General features: G+C 65.5%; 18 protein-coding genes and 1 pseudogene. 13 read left to right on the top strand and 6 right to left on the bottom strand.

The window, feature by feature from the left end; all coding sequences use genetic code 11:
• Positions 1-304: 304 nt before the first annotated feature.
• Positions 305-1,270, bottom strand: a complete 966-nt coding sequence (locus tag AUL32_RS14655; RefSeq protein WP_156421476.1) for a hypothetical protein — start codon at positions 1,268-1,270, stop codon at positions 305-307.
• Positions 1,271-1,990: 720 nt separating this feature from the next.
• Between AUL32_RS14655 and AUL32_RS14650 the strand changes: the two genes are divergently transcribed.
• From AUL32_RS14650 to AUL32_RS14640, 3 genes are all read left to right on the top strand, one after another.
• Positions 1,991-2,734 (top strand): ATP-binding cassette domain-containing protein, encoded by a 744-nt coding sequence (locus AUL32_RS14650; RefSeq protein ID WP_061976244.1) that lies wholly within the window; start codon positions 1,991-1,993, stop codon positions 2,732-2,734.
• A 42-nt stretch (positions 2,735-2,776) separates the two neighbouring features.
• Positions 2,777-3,757 (top strand): ABC transporter permease, encoded by a 981-nt coding sequence (locus AUL32_RS14645; RefSeq protein ID WP_062116880.1) that lies wholly within the window; start codon positions 2,777-2,779, stop codon positions 3,755-3,757.
• Positions 3,758-3,821: 64 nt separating this feature from the next.
• Complete coding sequence (locus AUL32_RS14640) at positions 3,822-4,817, top strand: sugar-binding protein (protein ID WP_062116259.1); 996 nt, start codon at positions 3,822-3,824, stop codon at positions 4,815-4,817.
• A 262-nt stretch (positions 4,818-5,079) separates the two neighbouring features.
• Here the strand turns inward: AUL32_RS14640 and AUL32_RS14635 are convergent, their stop codons facing one another.
• Together AUL32_RS14635 and AUL32_RS14630 are read right to left on the bottom strand one after the other, a co-directional pair.
• On the bottom strand, positions 5,080-6,273 hold the full coding sequence (locus AUL32_RS14635) for a GGDEF domain-containing protein (RefSeq protein ID WP_192847468.1): 1,194 nt from the start codon (positions 6,271-6,273) through the stop codon (positions 5,080-5,082).
• Between the two features lie 41 nt (positions 6,274-6,314).
• Positions 6,315-6,896: a DUF1349 domain-containing protein gene (locus AUL32_RS14630; protein WP_062116253.1), complete on the bottom strand. Its 582-nt coding sequence runs from the start codon at positions 6,894-6,896 to the stop codon at positions 6,315-6,317.
• Between the two features lie 316 nt (positions 6,897-7,212).
• Between AUL32_RS14630 and AUL32_RS14625 the strand changes: the two genes are divergently transcribed.
• The 4 genes from AUL32_RS14625 (at position 7,213) to AUL32_RS14610 (ending at position 11,502) form a co-directional block, all read left to right on the top strand.
• Positions 7,213-8,613: an L-serine ammonia-lyase gene (locus AUL32_RS14625; RefSeq protein ID WP_062116250.1), complete on the top strand. Its 1,401-nt coding sequence runs from the start codon at positions 7,213-7,215 to the stop codon at positions 8,611-8,613.
• A gap of 76 nt (positions 8,614-8,689) precedes the next feature.
• Positions 8,690-9,574: a formyltetrahydrofolate deformylase gene (gene purU / locus AUL32_RS14620; RefSeq protein ID WP_062116247.1), complete on the top strand. Its 885-nt coding sequence runs from the start codon at positions 8,690-8,692 to the stop codon at positions 9,572-9,574.
• 136 nt (positions 9,575-9,710) lie between these two features.
• The gene (locus tag AUL32_RS14615; RefSeq protein WP_062116242.1) at positions 9,711-10,109 is read left to right on the top strand and encodes a MarR family winged helix-turn-helix transcriptional regulator; all 399 of its coding nucleotides are present in this window, start codon (positions 9,711-9,713) and stop codon (positions 10,107-10,109) included.
• A 109-nt stretch (positions 10,110-10,218) separates the two neighbouring features.
• Positions 10,219-11,502 (top strand): MFS transporter, encoded by a 1,284-nt coding sequence (locus AUL32_RS14610; protein WP_062116239.1) that lies wholly within the window; start codon positions 10,219-10,221, stop codon positions 11,500-11,502.
• A 16-nt stretch (positions 11,503-11,518) separates the two neighbouring features.
• Here the strand turns inward: AUL32_RS14610 and AUL32_RS14605 are convergent, their stop codons facing one another.
• On the bottom strand, positions 11,519-11,854 hold the full coding sequence (locus AUL32_RS14605) for a nuclear transport factor 2 family protein (protein ID WP_280137587.1): 336 nt from the start codon (positions 11,852-11,854) through the stop codon (positions 11,519-11,521).
• Between the two features lie 258 nt (positions 11,855-12,112).
• On the opposite strand from AUL32_RS14605, the gene gstA reads away from it, so the two are divergent.
• Positions 12,113-12,718 (top strand): glutathione transferase GstA, encoded by a 606-nt coding sequence (gstA, locus tag AUL32_RS14600; protein WP_061976252.1) that lies wholly within the window; start codon positions 12,113-12,115, stop codon positions 12,716-12,718.
• Between the two features lie 48 nt (positions 12,719-12,766).
• Here the strand turns inward: gstA and AUL32_RS14595 are convergent.
• A pseudogene (locus tag AUL32_RS14595) lies at positions 12,767-13,640 on the bottom strand (DUF817 domain-containing protein).
• A 79-nt stretch (positions 13,641-13,719) separates the two neighbouring features.
• Between AUL32_RS14595 and AUL32_RS14590 the strand changes: the two are divergent.
• Positions 13,720-14,139: a DUF2809 domain-containing protein gene (locus AUL32_RS14590; protein WP_062116236.1), complete on the top strand. Its 420-nt coding sequence runs from the start codon at positions 13,720-13,722 to the stop codon at positions 14,137-14,139.
• A gap of 93 nt (positions 14,140-14,232) precedes the next feature.
• On the opposite strand, the gene AUL32_RS14585 is transcribed toward AUL32_RS14590, so the two are convergent.
• On the bottom strand, positions 14,233-15,207 hold the full coding sequence (locus tag AUL32_RS14585; protein WP_062116233.1) for a LysR family transcriptional regulator: 975 nt from the start codon (positions 15,205-15,207) through the stop codon (positions 14,233-14,235).
• Between the two features lie 218 nt (positions 15,208-15,425).
• On the opposite strand from AUL32_RS14585, the gene AUL32_RS14580 reads away from it, so the two are divergent.
• From AUL32_RS14580 to AUL32_RS14565, 4 genes are read left to right on the top strand one after another with little or no spacing between them, the layout of a single operon-like run.
• On the top strand, positions 15,426-16,514 hold the full coding sequence (locus AUL32_RS14580; protein WP_062116230.1) for an ABC transporter ATP-binding protein: 1,089 nt from the start codon (positions 15,426-15,428) through the stop codon (positions 16,512-16,514).
• Between the two features lie 46 nt (positions 16,515-16,560).
• Positions 16,561-17,295, top strand: coding sequence for an HAD-IA family hydrolase (locus AUL32_RS14575; RefSeq protein WP_062116227.1), 735 nt, complete (start codon positions 16,561-16,563; stop codon positions 17,293-17,295).
• Positions 17,296-17,327: 32 nt separating this feature from the next.
• Complete coding sequence (locus tag AUL32_RS14570) at positions 17,328-18,617, top strand: NAD(P)/FAD-dependent oxidoreductase (protein WP_062116877.1); 1,290 nt, start codon at positions 17,328-17,330, stop codon at positions 18,615-18,617.
• Positions 18,618-18,671: 54 nt separating this feature from the next.
• The gene (locus AUL32_RS14565) at positions 18,672-19,715 is read left to right on the top strand and encodes an ABC transporter substrate-binding protein (RefSeq protein ID WP_062116224.1); all 1,044 of its coding nucleotides are present in this window, start codon (positions 18,672-18,674) and stop codon (positions 19,713-19,715) included.
• Positions 19,716-19,743 lie beyond the last annotated feature (28 nt).

The raw sequence follows: 19,743 nt of genomic DNA, 5'->3' as shown, positions 1-19,743 counted from the left end.
TCGGACAGCCCCTGCCAAACGGGGGTTGAGACAACAAGAAGCCGGCCTTCGCATGGAGGCCGGCTTCTTGCATTTCGTCTTATGCGGGGAACGGGCACAGATCAGAAACCTGCGGATCGTGACACGGGACGGCGTGACGCTCGGTGAAATGCGTTCCGAAGATCCTGTACGCATGACCTTCTGGGTCATGCAGCCGGCCCGGGCCAAGGCGGAGCGACGCGGCGTCGCTGCGCTGATGGACCATTCACCTTGGCTGAGCTCGGTCGAAAGGCTGAACGCTCATCGTCAGGCGACGAACGCACGCTCACCGCTTCTCGTTCAGCATCCGCACGAGGAAGCGTTCGCCATCGGCATCGACGCGGTGCTGGAAGGCGTGAAGGAGCGCGTTGCGTTTGGCGCGCCCCTCTTCTGTCGCGTAGAAGGCGGCGAGCGTGGCTAAATCGCCCGGCGGAAGTCTGACGAGAATCGCCCGGAGGGATCGAAGTGTCTCGTTCCTCAGGAGATTCCGGCGCAGGGGCGGGATGGTCGTTTCTCCGTCCGCCTTTCGTGTTTGCGCCATGATGCCTTTCACGCCCGCCTCCAGAGCCTCAGGGCTCATGGCGCGCAATGCCTGGAGGTCTTCGGTCAGCAAGGATTCGTAGAGCCATTTGATGCGCCGCCCGGTCACACCGGCCTCGGCCGCGAGATCGGGCAGCGCCATGGCGTCGCTGACCTCGCGGATCAGGGCATGGTCCCGATCGGCCGTCGATTCGGCGCTCTCACCCGACGTCGCCGCCGATGAACCCGCGGACAAGTCAGCTTCCGCTTCCTGCATGCGACGGGCGATGGCGCCGAGTTCGGGTGGAACGTTCCCCGGCGTTGCGGCCAGGGCGGCGAGCATTTCCGCTCGCGCGCCGGCGAGCTCGAAGACCGTTTCGGCGACCTCCCGTCCGCGCCGTGCCAGGACCGCGCTGTCAGGGTGATCTCTCACCTCCAGAACCGGCCACTGCATGTCCGCGAAGCGGCGCATACCCTCGAAGACGCGCTCGGCCCGCTCCAGCGCGAGATAGCTCCGGTCTCCTTCCCCATCAGCCGAGGCAATCGCAACCGGGCCAAGCGACAGTACGGCCGCCAAGGCACACGCCCGAGCAAGGCTCCCGAGTGCGACAGGTCGTATCATCGAACATCGAGCGATCGCACGACGCAACCCCACTCGTCGCCGCCCAGATGGGCCCCGGCCCTGCTGACCGGCACACGACGGCTTGGTTTCGATTTCAAGGTCTCTCAGCATGAATAGGGTTGGTTGAGCTGGTTGATCATATTGGAGAAGTTCGATTGAAGGGTGCCGTAGCTTTGCTTAACGATTGCGTATGGCGTACTGCTGTCCGGGTTGAAACGGCCCTTATCCGCGTTCTCGATCGCCTAACGGCCGTTCCCGATCACGTTGTTGAAGCGGCGCTGCAGCGGGCAAGGCACGAGCCCATTAGCGAGGCCAGGCCCAAGAGCCACGCCTGATCGTCTTGTCGCATCAGCGGTTCCTCCGCACGTCTGCCGCCTCACCCCCCTCGGTTGGGCGAAACGATCCGTCTGGTCGTAGAGGCGCCATGTGTTTCGTAGTCACCGCTCTGTCCATGCCCCCGCATGTATAGCGACACCATCGCCGGGGCCAGACTGTGACCAGCGAGCCGCTTCGAAAAGGCTCGCCGCTTTAACGAGATGAGCGAAATTCCAGGCCAGTCGAGCACGCAAGGGCAAGGGAGCGCGGAAGTTCCGACGGGTTTGCAGCCAGCGCCGGGGAATCGCAGCCAGCACCTTCGCCTTGCTGCTCTCGACTGAATCCGATCTCGGCGCGCCCAAATGGTCGATTCGAGAAAAAATAGCTGCCAAACGAAACAAGTTGACTCAGTCGATCTAGTTGCAGCGCACAAATAATACCGGCCTGCCGTTAGATTGACGACACCAATCTTACATGTTCGTAGTGTCCATCGATAAATCTCAGGCGGGGGCAGACATGGCAACACTGGCTCGTCTGGAGGGGATCGTGAAGGACTTCGGCGCCATCCGGGCCTTGAACGACGTTTCGCTCGACATCCATGCGGGCGAAGTCCTCGGCCTCATGGGCGACAACGGCGCCGGCAAGTCCACACTGGTCAAAACCATTGCGGGGAACTTCCTGCCGACGGCCGGTACGTATCTCTTGGAGGGCAAGCCGCTTCAGCTCACGGGGCCCTCCGATGCGCGGCGGCACGGGATCGAGGTCGTGTACCAGGACTTGGCCCTTTGCAACAATCTGTCGGCGGCGGCCAATGTCTTCCTCGGCCGTGAACTGATGCGGCGCTGGGGGCCGTTCAAGATCGTCGACAAGCGGCGGATGAACGCGAAGGCGGACGAACTCTTCAAGGAGCTCAAGTCCGAGACCCGCCCCGCCGACCTCGTCGCCCGGATGTCCGGTGGCCAGCGTCAGGCCGTGGCCATCGCGCGCACGCGGCTGGCCAAGTCCAAGATCGTCCTGATGGACGAGCCGACGGCCGCCATCAGCGTGCGCCAGGTGGCCGAAGTCCTCGCGCTCATCCGGCGTATGCGAGACCAAGGCCTGGCGGTCATCCTGATCAGCCATCGCATGCCTGACGTGTTCGAGGTCTGCGACCGCGTCGTCGTCATGCGGCGCGGCCGCAAGGTGGCGGACAAGCGCGTCGCCGACTCGAGCCCGGAAGAGGTGACGGGTCTCATCACCGGCGCCATCGCCACAGCCTGACGGTCGGAGAACAGCATGGCCACCTCGTCCGACCCGCATGGAATGAATATCGATCTTCTCACCGCGCCGAAGCGGAGCTTGGTCGGCCGGCTGGGCGGTACGCAGGAAGCGTGGATCGCGATTGCGATCGTCGTGCTCGGCATTGTCGTGTCGATCATCTCCCCGAAATTCGCGACATCCGGCAATCTGCTGAACGTCCTTCAGAACGCCTGCTTCATCGGCATCATGGCGCTCGGCATGACGCCCGTCATCATCAGCGGCGGCATCGATATTTCGGTGGGATCGATCCTCGGCCTGTGCGGCGTCTCGCTCGGCATCTTGCTCGTCGCCGGCTGGCCCCTGCCGCTGGCGATCCCGGCCGTGCTGATGCTTGGCATCCTTTGCGGGGCGTTCAACGGCGCGATCATCGCCTATCTCAAGCTGCCGCCCTTCGTGGTGACGCTGGCGACGCTTTCCATGGGGCGCAGCCTCGCTCTCGTCATCAGCAAGAACATCGTGTTCTACGATTTCGGTCCTTGGTCCGAAGCCCTGCTGGCGCTCGGAGGCGGCAAGACGCTCGGATTGCCCAACGTCATCTACGCGCTGGCCGTGGGCATCGTCATTCTTCATGTCCTCCTGACGATGACGCGTTGGGGCCGTTACGTCTTTGCGGTTGGCGGCAATGAGGATGCGGCCCGCCTGTGCGGCATTCCGGTCGAACTCATCAAGGTCTCGACCTACGCGTTCAGTGGGCTCATGGCGGCGTTGACGGCCGTATTCCTGGTCGGCTGGCTCGGCGCGGTCACCAACGCGATCGGCACGGGCTACGAGCTCCAGGTCATCGCCGCGACGGTGATCGGCGGGGCGAGCCTGATCGGCGGCTTCGGAACGGCGATCGGCGCCGCGATCGGAGCCGTGCTGGTAGAGGTGATCCGCAATTCACTGCTGATCGCGGGCGTCAATCCGTTCTGGCAGGGCTTCTTCGTGGGCAGCTTCATCCTCGGCGCCGTCCTGCTCGAACGGATCCGCGCCTCGCGGCGGTGAGGGCCGCGGCGGCAGGCAAGATCAACGAAAAAGGGAGAGAACGAACGTGACGACGACACGCAAAATGAAAGCGGCGCTGGCCGTGGCCTGTCTCGCCGGCAGTGTGCTGGCCGCGCCCGCCGAGGCGGCGGATCGCGAATTCGCGCTGGTCTTCAAGGTGCTCAATAATGCCTTCAGCCCGCCGATCGACGCCGGCTGCAAAGCGGCGGCCGCCAAGCTCGGGGACGTCACCTGCACCTATATCGGCCCGACCGAATATGACGAGGCCAAGCAGGTCCAACTCGCCCAAGACGTCATCACGCGCGGCGTCGACGGGCTCGGTATCTCCGCCGGCAATCCGAAAGCCATGGCGCGCATCCTGAAGATGGCGAACGACGCGGGCATTCCCGTCGTCACCTTCGACACCGACGTCCTGCCGGAGGACGCCAAGCTGCGCGCCACCTATATCGGGACCGACAACTACGAGTTCGGCAAGGTCCTGGCGCAGAAGGTTCTGGAGAGCGGCAAGAAGGGCGGAACCGTATGCATTCAGTCCGGCGCCCCGGCTTCCGAGAATCTCAACAACCGCATCCAAGGCATTCGCGACACGCTGGCCGGAACCACCAAGGACAAGCCTGCCGCTGCCTTGAACAACACGAACGGCTGGACGGAGCCCGCCGGTTGCCCGGTGTACAACAACGACGACATCGCTCTCGCCGCCCAGCAAGTGCGCGACGTCATGACGAGCCATCCGGACCTCGATGCGTTGATCGCTGTCGGCGGCTGGGCCCAGTATGCCCCTCAGGCCTACACGCAGGCGATGGAGCCGCTCAAGGCGCGGCTCGACAGCAAGCAGCTGGTCGTAGTGTTCGGCGACAATTTCGGGCCTCAGCTCCCCCTTCTCGCCCAGGGCCTCAGCCATTTCAACGTCGGCCAGCGACCTTATGACATGGGCTACGAGACAGTCATGGCGCTGGACAAGCTGACCAAGAAGGAGACCGTACCCCCGATGATCATCACGGGGACCGAGGTCTGCACACCGGAAAACGCGCAGACGACCTGCGGCAAGACAACCAACTGACGGCCGTGGTGAGGCGCCGCCCCGAGGTCTCTCAGGCGGCGCCTGTCCCGATTTCGTCAGCCCTTCCGAACCGGGTTCGCGGAGCTGCCGTTGATCACATGACGACTGCGCCTTGGAAGGTTGGAGGCGGCTTCTTCTGCACCGTGTATAGGGCTGCGGCCAGACTGACCGATCGCTTCGAGCTGATTGCCGGCTCGTCAACAGTCCCCTTGCCGATGCTTGCGATCATAGGGATTGAGCGGGGCGAATATCGTACTGCCCGTCAGGCCGCCACGCGGTTTCGTCCGGCTAATTTGGCCTGGTAAAGCCTATCATCCGCGCGCGACAGTGCCTTGGCCAGGCCAATCTCGGTGCGCTCGCTGCGCGCCATGCCGAGACTGATGGTGCATCCAGGTTGCGGCATCGCCAGCTTGCGCAGGCGTTCGGCCATCTCCCGGCCTGTCTCGATGTCGGGCAGGCCCGGCAGCACGGCGGCGAACTCGTCCCCTCCCAGCCGCACCAGATGCGAGCCGGGCGGCAAGGTGGCCTTCGCTCCGGCGACGAGCGCGATCAGGATCGCATCGCCGGCCGCATGGCCATGGCGATCGTTGATCTCCTTGAAATGATCGACGTCGAAGACGATCACGCCCGCCGGCTCGCGAAGCGCTTTCTCGATCGTGGCGAGGCCCGCCCTGTTCCACGCGCCAGTAAGCGGGTCCTTCAAAGCGGCCTCGCTCAACGCGGCTTCGGCATGTTCCCCGGGCATCGCGAGAAGCGCGATGTTGAGAACGCCGAGAAGCAGTTGGTCGCTAAGTAGCGGCACGAGCGCGAGCCAGTCGATACCGACGTCGATCGACAAGGCGAGCATCACCGAGATGACATAGGCCGGCACATAGGCGAGCTGAAAGATCGCGAGAAGACGCCGGCTGCGCGGCGCACGCGAGCCACGGGTCCGCGCGAGGACCAGCCCCACGGCCAGGGTCGAAAACCCGAGAAACACCGAATTGGCGGTCTGCCCCATCGAAACCGTTTCGGGCGAAAACGCGAAGATGCCGAACGCGGCACCCGACAGGATCGGCAACGCGACGATCCATCCGTCCATGACGCGCTTGCCCTCGAAGGCGCGCACGGCGGCGAGCAGAAAGCTGTTGTAGGCTCCCAGTCCGACGAAAAGCAGCGTCGACAACAAAAGACCCCGATCCGGAATCAAGAGGCCTGTGAGCGTCGCGGCATAGATCAGCGCACCGGCGCCGCAAAGGAGGTAGTAGGCCCCTCGCCCCCTGATGAGCCAAAGCGCCACGAACATCGCACCGAATGCCGCACTCGAAAGGAGCGTGCAGAGGTGAATGGTCGGGGCGTCTGGCAAGGGCAAGCGTTCGTTCCGAAAACCGTTTGGGACACGCATAGTCTCCATCGGAAACTTTAACGTTTTAGTATCGAACGGTGCGCCTTTGCCGTCCGGTGACGGACGAACCATGCCGGTTCTTTCTTCCGATGGGAAAAACGCATGCCTCGATCTCATCCCAGATCGTGGAGGGGCTTTCCGAGATGGGGCGTCAACGACCAGTCGGAGAAACGGACGGAAAGGCCGGCGCGCTCGGGCGTGCAGCATATCGGACCGACGCGATAGCGAACACTCCGTGGGAAAGGACAGAGGCGAACCAGCGGCCAATGTTCGCCATCCTGCGAGGCTTGCAGGCGCAGGACACCGTCCGCGAGCGAGACGCGCATCCAGAAGTCCATGGGATTTCCCGCAAAGGGACCTGTAGCCCAATCCGACCGATCGACCGTCAGGACGCTTCCGAGCAGCGCTTGGCCATCCGAGAACTCCAGTCCGGCCTTGAGCCAGTTTCGCTCATCGATCCGAACCATGAGTCCGGCTTGGTCGTAGAGATGCTCGAACGTGGCGCGCACGCGCAGTTGGGCCGTGAAGCCGTCGGCCGTTTCCACGCCGAGAAAATGGCCGTTGTCCCTCGTGAAGCCGTAATGCGTCTCCCGCCAGAAGTCCGTCTGCTCGTCGGTCACGACATGAAGGCTGCCATCCGAATGGTCGAAACGCGTCGGCGCGTTGTGCCAGACGCCGTTCTCAAGATCCTGCAACGGTGATGTCCTCCCCTCGATCCGCAGCCGACCGTGCTTCAGATCGGCACCCATGTTCAAGCCGAGCGTTCGGGCATCGCGCGTTTGGCAGGCCATCTGGCGCAAATGTCCCGGCAATCTGCGCAAAGATACTGTCTCCAAGTCCGCCCTCCGCACTAGCCTTCCAGTTCCTCGCAGGAGATCGTCATGACCCGCTTCTTGCTCCCGGTTCGATTTGCGAAGACCTGAAGGGCGACAGGCGTGAAGGCCCTCGACGCGTCGCGTCTCGACCCCAGGTCGAGGGGATCGGCGAGCCTGCGCAGACAAGGCGAGAAGCATGTTCCTCAGCACCTTTGACCTCTATAAGATCGGCATCGGCCCCTCCAGTTCGCACACGATGGGGCCGATGACGGCGGCGGCCCGCTTTCTGGCCGAGCTGAAGGATGGAAGCTGGCCGCGCCCGGCGGGGGCCGTGGTCTCCCGGCTGCGCGCCATCCTTCATGGCTCGCTCGCCTTCACCGGCGTCGGTCACGCGACGGACCGGGCAGTCGTCCTAGGTCTGGCCGGCTTCGTGCCGGCCAATGTCGATCCCGACCGGGTCGAGACGATCGTCGCCGAGGTGAGCGCGAAGGGGGAGGTGCAGCCCGAAGGGCATCCCGCCTATCAGTTCGAGCCGTCCCGCGATCTCGTCTTCGACCGGCAGCGCGCCTTGCCGGGCCATGCCAACGGCATGGCGTTCGAAGCGATGGACCGGAACGGGCTCATGCTTCTGCGCCGCGTCTATTACTCGATCGGCGGCGGCTTCGTGGTGGACGAGGACGAGTTGCAACGCCAGGACACCGGCTCCTCGGCTGCGGACACGAGCACCCTTCCCCACCCCTTCACCTCGGCGGCCGAGCTCCTGCTCATTTCCGAGCGATGGGGTCTTTCCATTGCCGAGATGCAGCGCCGGAACGAACTCGCCTTCCTGTCCGGCCCGGAGCTCGACGCACGGCTCGACGCGATTGCGGAGGCGATGAGCGATTGCGTCCGGCGCGGCATCCGTCAGGAGGGAATCATGCCGGGCGGCCTCAAGATCCGTCGCCGCGCCAAGGCGATCCACGACAAACTGCGCGAGGACGAGCGGCTGAACCGCTTCCAGCCGCTTCTCGCCAACGACTGGCTCTCGGTCTACGCCATGGCGGTGAACGAGGAGAACGCCTGCGGCGGCCGCGTGGTGACGGCGCCCACCAACGGCGCCGCCGGGGTCGTGCCGGCCGTCATGGCGTACTTCAAGCATTTCCATGCCGAGGCGGGAAAGGCCGAGATGCGGACCTTCCTTCTCACCTCGGCGGCAATCGGCGGGATCATCAAGCGCAACGCCTCCATCTCCGGCGCCGAGGTCGGCTGCCAGGGCGAGGTCGGCTCGGCCTCGGCCATGGCGGCAGCGGGGCTTGCCGCGCTGATGGGCGCGACGCCGGCCCAGGTCGAGAACGCCGCCGAGATCGCCCTCGAACATCATCTCGGCATGACCTGCGACCCCGTTCGCGGCCTTGTGCAGGTGCCCTGCATCGAGCGCAACGCCTTCGGCGCGGTGAAGGCGGTGACGGCGGCCTCGCTGGCGATGAAGGGCGAAGGGCTGCATTTCGTGCCGCTCGACGCCTGCATCGAGACCATGCGCCAGACCGGGCGCGACATGGATCATCGTTACAAGGAAACCAGCCTCGGCGGGCTCGCGGTCAACCTGCCGGAATGCTGACGCCCGCCCCGCCCACAATAGGGGCGCCGCACCTTCCAAGTCCCCATTTTTCCGCGTTCGAGGACCGTCCGTCACCATGAGCCAGTACATCCTCACCGCCGATTGCCCGTCGACGCGCGGCATCGTCGCCGCCGTCTCCACGCATCTGGCCGGGCGCGGCTGCAACATTCTCGACTCCGCCCAGTTCGTGGACCGCGACACCGACCGCTTCTTCATGCGGGTGGGATTCGATGCGGAGGACGCGGGCGGGCTGGCGGAGATCGAGGCGGGCTTTTCCGACCTCGTGGAGCGCTTCGCCATGAGCTACGCCTTCCACGACACGGCACGCCGGGCCAAGGTCCTGCTCATGGTCTCGCGCTTCGGCCATTGCCTCAACGACATTCTCTACCGCTGGCGCATCGGCGCGCTGCCGATCGAGATCGTCGGCGTCGTGTCCAACCATCTCGACTACCAGAAGCTCGTGGTGAACCACGACATTCCCTTCCACCACGTGCCCGTGACCAAGGCGAACAAGGTGGAGGCCGAGGCCCGCATCCTGGCGATCGCGCAGGACGCGGGAACCGAGCTGATCGTGCTGGCGCGCTACATGCAGGTTCTGTCCGACGCCATGTGTCAGGACATGTCCGGTCGGATCATCAACATCCACCATTCCTTCCTGCCGAGCTTCAAGGGTGCCAATCCCTACAAGCAGGCTTATGAGCGAGGCGTGAAGCTGATCGGGGCGACGGCGCACTACGTCACCGCCGATCTCGACGAGGGGCCGATCATCGAGCAGGACGTGGCGCGGGTCACCCATGCCCAGTCGGCGTCCGACTATGTCACGATCGGCCGGGACATCGAGGCGCAGGTTCTGGCCCGGGCGATCCACGCCCATATCCATCACCGCGTCTTCCCGAACGGCGACCGGACGGTGGTGTTTCCGGCCTCGCCGGGCGAGCATGCCTCGGAGCGGATGGGATAGCGCTCATCGAACGGGAAACAGTTCGTTCCGAAGCAGGCCGTCAGTTGATCGTTTGGACCCTGCCCTGTTGGAACGCAATGCGTAGGCCCGCATCCCCCAATTGACGAAGGCCGATTGCGGGCATATACCCGCACTCATGTCATTCGACTGCACCTGTATCGTCCTGCGGACGGCGGCCCGAAAGATCACCGCTCTTTATGACGAGGCCCTGGCTCCGCATGGTGTCACCACCGCGCAATACAGCTTGCTGCGCCGGATTCAGCAGGCGGGCGACCCGTCGTTGACCGAACTCTCGCGCCTCGCCGATCTCGACCGTTCGACGGTAGGGCGCAATGTCCGGCTTCTCGCTCAGATGGGGCTGGTGTCGCTCGATGCCGGAGCCGACCAGCGCGAGGCCGAGGTTCGGCTGACGGCATTGGGTCTGGCCCGGATCGAGGCATGCGAAGCACCCTGGCGGGAGGCGCAGCGCGTGGTGGAGGCGAAGGTCGGCTCGGACGGACTGGCGGCGCTGAAGACGCTCGCCGCGTCACTCTGAACCATTCTTTTGATTAGAAGCGGGTCACAACCCGCGCGCGAGGGGCAGAAGGCAGATCATGGCAGGTTCGTCTGAAGCGCTCGGAACGCAACCGGCTGGCGGAGGCTGGATGACCCGCCTCCTCGCGCGTCATCAAATCCATTACGGCTGGGCCGTCGTGGGCTGCACCTTCCTCACCATGCTGGCCACCGCCGCCGCCATGGGCGCGCCCGGAATCATGCTGGAGCCCTTGCAGCGGGAGTTCGGCTGGTCGAACGCCGACATCTCGGCGGCCATGGCGATCCGCCTTGCGGTGTTCGGCCTGATGGCGCCCTTCGCGGCGGCCTTCATGAACCGGTTCGGCATTCGCCGCGTCGTCTTCGCCGCGATCGCCATGATCGTCGCGGGCATTGCCGGCTCACTGTTCATGACCGAACTCTGGCACCTCGTCGCCCTCTGGGGCATCGTGATCGGCTTCGGCACAGGCATGACGGCGCTGGTTCTCGGCGCCACCGTGGCGGCGCGCTGGTTCTCCGAGCGCCGTGGCCTCGTGATCGGCCTTCTCACGGCGAGCAACGCGACGGGTCAGCTCGTTTTCCTGCCCATTCTGGCGAGCCTTTCCGAGCGGTTCGGCTGGCGCCCGGCCCTGGTCCTCGTGGTGACCGTCCTACTCCTCGCCTTGGCGCTTGTCGGCTTCGTGATGCGCGACCGGCCGTCCGATGTCGGCCTTCCGCCCTATGGCGAGGCCGCCGTCCTGCCCGAGCCGCCGCAGGTTCACGGGATGAAGGAGTTGCTGCGCACGCCTCTGCTGGTTCTGGCAGAGGCGGCGCGCTCGCACACGTTCTGGGTCCTGTTCCTGACCTTCTTCATCTGCGGCTTTTCCACCAATGGTCTTATCCAGACCCACTGGATCACGCTTTGTGGCGATTTCGGTATCACGCCGGTCGGCGCGGCGGGCGCCTTGGCGGTGATCGGCCTGTTCGATCTCGTCGGCACGATCGGATCGGGCTGGCTTTCGGATCGCTTCGACAACCGTCGCCTGCTGTTCTGGTACTACGGGCTGCGCGGCCTTTCGCTGCTCTACCTCCCCTTTTCCGACTTCTCCTTCTACAGCCTCGGCCTCTTCGCCGTTTTCTACGGGCTGGATTGGGTTGCCACCGTTCCCCCCACCGTTCGGCTGGTGGCGGAGCGCTTCGGTCGCGAGAAGGCGGGCATGGTGTTCGGATGGGTCTTCACCGCCCATCAGCTGGGCGCGGCATCCGCCGCCATGGGCGCGGGCGTGTCGCGCACGGAGTTCGCCTCCTACATGCCGGCCATCACGATCGCCGGCACGCTCTGCCTCCTCGCCGCCCTCCTCATTCTCAGCGTGTCGCGACCGAGCGAAGCCGAGCCGAAGGTGCCGGCGACGGCCTGAGCTTCACACGGTTACCTCAACGCTTCAGAAGCCGCTTCTCGCCGAGCTTGAACCAAGCCTTGGCGATCCGGCCGTTCTCGATCTCGTAGATGCAGACGACATCCACCTCGCCGACGCCTTCCGGGAAGGTTCGGCGCACGGTCTCGTGGTCGATCACCATGTTGCCGACGCTGAGACGATGGAGAAGCCGCCCTTCGAGGTCCGGCTCTCTAAAGCGCTCCACATGCCGCTCGCGGATGGCCTCGGCCCCTTGCGCGAGAAGCGTGTCGGGAAACGCGAAGTAAAGGCAGTCGTCCGCCCACCATCGCATGAAGCCGTCGATGTCCTTCGCGTTATAGGCCTCGAGTTGCATCCGGACGGGGTGAGTTACGTCGGCGGTCGGACTCAGCGGAAACTCCATCGGCTCGCATGTCGTTCGCACACTGCATCAAGATAGGACGACCGAGGGTCAAGCGCGAACTCGGCCCGCCCGCTGGCTGCATCGGCCCCCTCAAGCGACCGGCTTGCCCAAGCGCTATCAACCAACATCGAACGCAGTGTCCACGCAGATCGGGTGCGCCCGGCTGCGTTCCGTGGCATGAGACATCACTCACCACGGGAGTTCCGACCGATGAAGCTCTACTACAAGCCCGGCGCCTGCTCGCTTGCGCCTCACATCGTCGCTTGCGAAGCCGATCTGCCCGTCGAACTCGTCTCGGTCGATCTCGCCCGCAAGACGCTGGACGACGGCGCCGACTATTTCGCCGTGAACCCGAACGGCTACGTTCCCGCGCTCGACATCGGCGACGGCCCGGTGCTGACGGAAGCGTCGGTCGTCGTTCAGTACCTTGCCGACCAGAAGCCCCAGTCCGGCCTTATGCCGGCGCCCGGCACGATCGAGCGCTACCGGGCCCAGCAGTTGCTGGCCTTCATCTCGACCGAGCTTCACAAGCAGTTCAGCCCCCTCTTCAAGCCCACTACCCCGGACGCAACCAAGGAGGCTCAGAAGGAGCTTCTCGCCAAGCGTTTCGCCTTCGTCGACAAGTCGCTTGAGGGGAAGACCTATCTGATGGGCGAGACCTTCACCGCGCCCGACGCCTATGCCTTCACCGTCCTCACCTGGGCGAAGCGCCTGGGGCTGGATATGGGCGGCTATGGCAACATTGCCCGGTTCATGGAAGCCGTCGCGGCCCGTCCCGGCGTGCAGCGGGCGCTCGGCGAGGAAGGGCTGGCCTGACACCGGTTCAAGCAAGTCTTGGGCGGGTCCGTGCGAAGCGGTCCCGCCTCATTCCGGGACGTGAATTCGCGCCTTGATTCGCTTCAGGTTGGCGACGATCGTGAAGGACATGATCACCAGAAGCGACCATGAACTCCACTTGCCCAGATGCACCAGCGACCATTGGTGCATCTGGTTGGGATAGCGCCACAGGCCGAACAAGGGTGCTGATGTTCTCGGCCAGCCAAATGAAGAAGCCCACGAGAACGAAGCCGACCAGAAGCGGCATCCTTCGGTCCTTGTCGAAGGGGCGGAAGATCACGGTGGTTCGGGCATAGAGACCGAGAACCACGGCCGCGATGTACCAGCGATAATCGCCGACATAGTGATGCAGGAAGAAGTTGGCGTAGATCGCCAGCGCCGCGACAGTCGCGAGACTGAAAGGCGGGTGGTGCCGGACGCGCAGGTCCAGAAGCCGCCAGGCCTGGATGATGTAGGACCCGACCGCCGCATACATGAAGCCGGCAAACAGCGGCACGCCCCAGAGTTTTGTATAGGCGAAGTCGGGATAGGCCCAGGACGGGGTCCCGCCGGATGTCTTGAACAGCTCCAGCGCGAAACCGGCGACATGGAAGAGCAGGATCGTCTTGGCCTCGTCCAACGTCTCGATCCCGCTCCAGACCATCCAGGCCTGGACGCCCAGCGCGATCAGCAGCAACAGATCGTATCGCGGCACGCCCAGCAGCCCGGAATGCGGAACCACGAAGATCGCAGCGAAGAAGATCCCCGCGAAAAGGCAGGCTCGCGCTTCCTTCAACCCGAAAAAGACGAACTCGACCGCGAAGCGCCTCACCCCATCGAGACGGGGAAGCGAGCGGGGCGCCAGAAGCGCCCGGTCGAGACGTTGCAGCAGATTGCCCGGATGGTCGGCGGAGACGGACATGGGATCGCAAAACTACTGGAACGAGGGAGACGACGCGAACCGGCGGCGCAGGCGAGAGCGATGGGCGAACAGCACTGGAATGCTGGCGTCAGAGTCGCCCCTCCGTCGCCGAGAGCAATGTCTTGCGGCATCCGTCGTCGTCATTGCCATCGGGCTCGCCCTACGAATGAAGGGCTACCGCATCGGTCTTCCGTTTGTCGTGGTCAAGTATGGCGGCTCGCTTCTTTGGGGCAGCATGGTCTATTTTCTCGTCGCTGCCCTGGCCTGCCGACGATCGCCCCGGAGCGTTGCGACCCTCGCGTTCGGTCTTGCCGTCTGCGTCGAGCTGTTCCGCCTCTATCACACGCCATGGCTCGATGCGTTCCGGCTGACGACGGCGGGCGCGCTCTTGCTCGGGCGCGTCTTTTCCCTTTGGAACGTCCTGGCCTATGCGCTGGGCATCGCCGTCGCGGCGGGGCTCGATCACTGGCGGCTTGCGAGCGATCCCGAACGCCGCTGACCCTCTGGGCTCATCGACCACCGGGCAGGAGCGCATCCGAACCGCAGTCAGAGGGCCAAAGCAAGCATTCAGACCTCTATGCGTTACACGAATTCAGCTTCGGGTCGCGCCAGCGCGGCCGGACAGGTCATTCATGGTGGCGACGAGTTCGAGCTCGGGATAGGTGCGGTCGATCGCCGATATCTCCCGACGCACTTCCTCGGCGATCCAGTCCCGCACCGCCGCGACCGCCGGGCGCAAGGGGCGCGCCCGCGAGCGGACGAGCTGGCATGGCCGGCCGGTGACGCGCAGTTTGGTGGAGGCCGGGACCAGCGAGCCGACGCAGAGCCAATGCGCCACCACGCTCAGCCAGCCGAGCGCCACACCCTGCCCGAGAAGCGCCGCCTGCACCACGATCGTATAGTCGGAAAAGGCGAGCGAATGCCCGGTCTCGAAGGCGCCGTTGAAGTCCACGAGATTGGACCAGTCCGGCTGTGCGCTCGATAGATTGATGACGGCTTCGCTCTCGGGCGGAATGCGGCCGTTGCGCAGACGCTCGCGATAGGCGGGCGTGCAGATCGGCAGCAGCACCTCGGGCGCGAGAAGACGAACGTCGTGATCCCGCCCGAAGGCGTCGAAGCGCATGCCGAGGTCCACGTCGTCCACCGGCCCGCCGAGCGGCCCCGGCAGGAGTTGGAAGCGGAGGTCGATCTCGGGAAGGTCGGCCTGGAAGCGCGAGAAGCGCGGCATGAGCCAGTGAGTGGTGAAGGCGGTGGAGACCGAGAGTGTCACGCTCCGGTCGTCGGAGCGTCGGCGCTCGATCTCGCGCAGCGCCGCCTCCACGCCACGAAAGCTCTTCTCGATCCCCTCGAACAGGATGGCCCCGCTCTCCGTCAGCGTGTTGCCGGTCGGCATCCGCTGAATGAGACGCACGCCGAGATGATCCTCCAGCCGCCCGATCATGCGGCTAACGGCTGGCGGCGTGACGCTGAGTTCCGCTGCCGCTCTGGCGAAGCTGCCGCAGCGCGCCGCCGACTCAAAGGCCAGAAGCGCGTTCATGGAAGGGACGAGACGTCGAAGCGCGGACATAACCAGATGTAACGCCATGGAGCACAATTATGCAATTGCTCTCATGACTAGGATTTGGTCATCTTCTCTTCGAAGGCGCCCTGTGAAGGGTCGCAGACAGGCTTTTCCACGGTCGTTTTCCAAACGACCCTCGATCAGGGCGCGCTCGCCGATGCAGCGTCCATGCTGCACCGCGATACTTCAGGTAATCGCCGGCTTAGCCAGGGAAGTGGATCTTCATGCAGATACGCGAACGGGTCGGGGTCGAGATCGAGGGAGCGACAAGGCGCTACGGCAAGTATCTGGCGCTGGACGACCTCACGCTCTCCGTCGCGCCCGGCGAGTTCGTGTCGCTGCTCGGCCCATCCGGATCGGGCAAGAGCACGCTGCTCGGCATTCTCGGCGGTTTCGTCACGCCCTCGTCCGGCCGGGTGCGGATCGGCGGCGAGGATGTCACCTTCACTCCGCCGCACAAGCGCGACATCGGCGTCGTGTTTCAGAACTACGCACTGTTTCCCCATCTCACCGTGGGCGAGAACGTCGCCTTTCCCCTGCGCGCCAGGCGCATGCCGAAGGCCGACTGGGGCGCGAAGGTGCGTGATGCGCTCGCCATGGTGGAACTCTCCGGATACGAGGACCGGCGCATTTCCGCCATGTCGGGCGGGCAGCGCCAGCGCGTGGCCCTTGCCCGCGCCATGGTGTTCGAGCCGCGCCTCATCTTGATGGACGAGCCCCTGTCGGCGCTCGACAAGCAGCTGCGCGAATCCATGCAGATCGAGCTGCGGCATCTGCACGAGAAGCTCGGCGCCACCACGATCTACGTCACCCACGACCAGCGCGAGGCGCTGACCATGAGCGACCGGGTGGCCATTCTCTCGGAGGGACGCCTCGTGCAGGTGGACGCGCCGCAACGGCTGCACGACCATCCGGCCGACGCCTTCGTCGCCCGCTTCATCGGCGAAGCCGTGCTGGCCAAGGCAGAGCGGCTGGACGGAACGAGCGTGCGCGTCGGGGGCACGAGCATCGTCTCCGCCCGGCCGATCCCGCCGGGAACCGGCCCTCTCTTCCTGGCCGTGCATTCGGAAAAGCTACTGATCGACGGGGGCGGCTCGATGGACGGGCTCAACCGGATCGAGGGCACCGTCCGCGAGATCATCTACCAGGGCGAAAGCCTGCGCGTCACCGTTGTGCTGCCCGATGGGCAGGTGCTCGCCCTTCGCCAGCCCAGCCACCACATCGCCCGCGCCCGCCTTCCCGCCCCCGGCCAGCCCGTGTCGCTGACGCTTCACCCCGAGGACGTGATCATCGTGCCCGAACGCGCGCTCTGACGCGGACGGACCGCACCGCTTCCTCTCCCACCACAGGACCCGACCCATGGCATTCGAGCAGTTCAAGGTTCTCACATTCGACGTGGTCGGCACGCTGATCGACTTCGAGAAAGGCGTTCTCGACAGCGTTCGCGCGCTGAACCCGGAGGCCGGCAAGGCGCTGTCGGACGACGACATCTTCAAGCCCTATGTCGAGGGGCGCGACCTCTTTCCCGGCCGCTCCAGCCAGGCCATGGCCGACGTCTACCGGCATCTGGCCGGCAAGCTCGGGCTGGAGTCCGGCGAGGCGACGGCTGCGGCCTTTCAGGCGCGTATCCTCCAGCACCCCGCCTTTCCCGACTCGGTCGAGGCCCTGAAGCGTCTGCGCCGCCGGTTCCGGCTCGTTGCCATGACCAATGCCGACCGAGTCACCTTCCAGAGCTATTCGCACACGCTGGACAACCCGTTCCACGACAGCGTGACGGCGGACGAGGCCCTGTCGCCCAAGCCCAACCCGCTGTTCTTCGCCTTCAACCGGGGCCGCCAATCCGCCTTCGGCTACAAGCAGGAGGAGATCCTGCATGTCGCCCAAAGCCAGTATCACGACATCGGCGTCGCCCGGCAGCTTGGCTACAAGGTCTGCTGGATCGAGCGCCGGCAGGGCCAGCAGGGCTTCGGCGGTACGCCGACGCCGAAGGAAGTGACGAAGCCCGACTTCCACTTCACGACCCTCGCCGAGCTGGCCGATGCGATCGAGGCCGAAGGCCCGACCGGCGCCCTCGCCTCGCGGGCGGCGGCCTGATGGGCGGCGGGACGGCCGGGGCCGGTTTCCCCATGGCTTGGCCGTCCTCCCTCTGGGCCGAGACGGCGCTGCCGCTGGCCGGCGTCTCGCCCGCGCTGGAGGGCGAGCACCGCGCCGATGTCGCCATCGTCGGCGCCGGCTACACCGGCCTTGCCGCCGCGCTTCGTCTCGCGGAGCGCGGTCTCAAGCCCCTGGTGATCGACACCAACGGCGTCGGCTGGGGCGCGAGCGGGCGCAATGGCGGCGTGGTCTCCACCAAGTACCGTGTCTCGCTGCCCGGCGTCGCCCGCTCGCACGGGATCGACATGGCGCGCCGCATGTACGAGCTCGGCCACGAGGCGGTCGAGACCGTGGAAAGGCTGGTCGAAACGCACGCGATCGAGGGCGCGGACTTTCGCCTTTGCGGCAACTTACGTTGCGCGCACAACGAGGTCTCGCTGGCCTCGCTGACGGCTGAGGCCGCGATCATGCGCGAGCAGTTCGGCGACCGGTCGATCCGCGTTCTGTCGCGCTCGGAAACGGCGGATGAAACCGGGTCGCAGGATTTCGTCGGCGGCACGCTGACGCCCCATTCCGGCACGATCCACCCGCTGAACTACGCACGAGGCCTTGCCCGCGCGCTGATCGCCAAGGGCGTGCCCATCTTCGAGGCGACGCCGGCTCTTGCCGCGCGGCGCGAGGGCGAAGGCGTGCGGGTGGAGACGCCTTCGGGCAGCATCACGGCCCGCCACCTCCTGATCGCGACCAACGGCTACAGCGATCTGGCGGGCGCCAGCGAGCCGGTGCGCCGGGCGGTGATCCCGTTCCGCAGCGCCATGGTGGCGAGCGAGCCGCTGGGCGACAATCTCTTCGCCACGCTGATGACCGAGCGGCGCAGCTACAGCGAGACCCGCCGCATGATGCGCTGGTTCCGCCCCTTCGGAAACCGGATGATCTTCGGCGGGCGCGGCGCCTTCGGCAAGTCGGACTCGCCCGCGGCCTTCGCCGCGCTGGAGCGGGCGATGCGGCGCATCTTTCCCCAGCTCGAAGGCGCGGCGGTGACGCATCGCTGGTCCGGCCTCGTGGCCATGACGCTGGACAGCACGCCGCAGGTCGGCCGGCTAGACGAGCGGACCGCCTTCGCGCTCGGCTACAATGGCACAGGCATCGCCATGGCGAGCCTGATGGGCGCGCGGGCGGCGGATCTCCTGCTCGGCGACAAGCCGGACCTTGCCCTGATGGCGACGGCAAGACCCAAGACCGTGCCCTTCTACGCCGTTCGCGAGCCCGCCGTCCGGCTCGTCGCCGGCTGGTATCACTTTCTCGACGCGATCGGACGCTGACGCGCCGCTCGCCGACACCCGTTTGAAACGCCATCAAAACGAAGGAGACATGCCATGCCAAGCCGCACACGCATCCTCGCTGCCGGAACGGCCCTTGCCCTGGGCTTCTCGGCCCTGCCGGCGCTCGCCGCCGGGCAGATCACCTTCGTCTCGCAAGGCGGGGCCTATCAGGAGGCCCAGACGGTGGCGATCCTCGATCCCGCCGCCAAGGAACTCGGCATCACGGTGAATCAGGACTCGGCGCCCGACGCCTGGCCGATGATCAAGACGCAGGGCGAAACCGGAAAGCCGATCTGGGACGTGGTCGACACGCCGCCCGCCAATTGCGTTCGCGGCGGCAAGGAAGGGCTGATCGAGCCGCTCGACTTCTCGAAGATCCCGAACGCTGAGGCCATGCCCGCCGCCTACCGGACGCCCTACTCCGTCGCCTACGAGTTCTATGCCAGCGTTCTCGCCTTCAACAAGGCCAATCTCGGCGACAAGATCCCGCAGAGCTGGGCGGATTTCTGGGATGTGGAAAAGTTTCCCGGCACCCGCGCCCTGCGCAACCATCCGCATGTGACGCTGGAGGCGGCGCTCCTGGCCGATGGCGTGCCGCGCGACAAGCTCTACCCGCTCGATGTCAATCGCGCCTTCAAGAAGCTGGAGGAGATCAAGCCGCATATCACGGTCTGGTGGACCTCGGGCGGCCAGTCGGCCCAGCTTCTGGCCGATGGCGAGGTGGACATGGCCATGGTCTGGAACGGCCGCGCCTCGGCCGTGATGAAGGATGCGCCGGATATCGGCTTCACCTTCAACGACGGCTTTCTCCAGAACACGCAGCTCTGCATCCTGAAGAACGCGCCCAATCTCGACCAGGCCGTGCGCTTCATCAACACCGCCGTCTCGCCGGAGCTCCAGGCCAACCTGCCGCTTCATATCGACTACGGCCCGGGCAACCCGGCCGCCTTCGACACCGGCAAGATCCCGGCCGAGCGCGCCGCCCAGCTTCCGAGCTCGCCGGAAAACGCGGCCAAGCAGACGCTGATCTCCGACGAATGGTGGGCCTCGCCCGAGGGCGAAGCGGCCGAAAAGCGCTGGCTGACCTTCATCCAGTAGGCTGGCTGCCGACCTGGCCGGGCTCGCG

The sequence above is a fragment of the Aureimonas sp. AU40 genome (assembly GCF_001463785.1).
GTDB lineage: Bacteria > Pseudomonadota > Alphaproteobacteria > Rhizobiales > Rhizobiaceae > Aureimonas.
The sequence above is the reverse complement of the archived record's forward strand: the minus strand, read 5'-3'. Positions and strand labels throughout refer to the sequence as shown.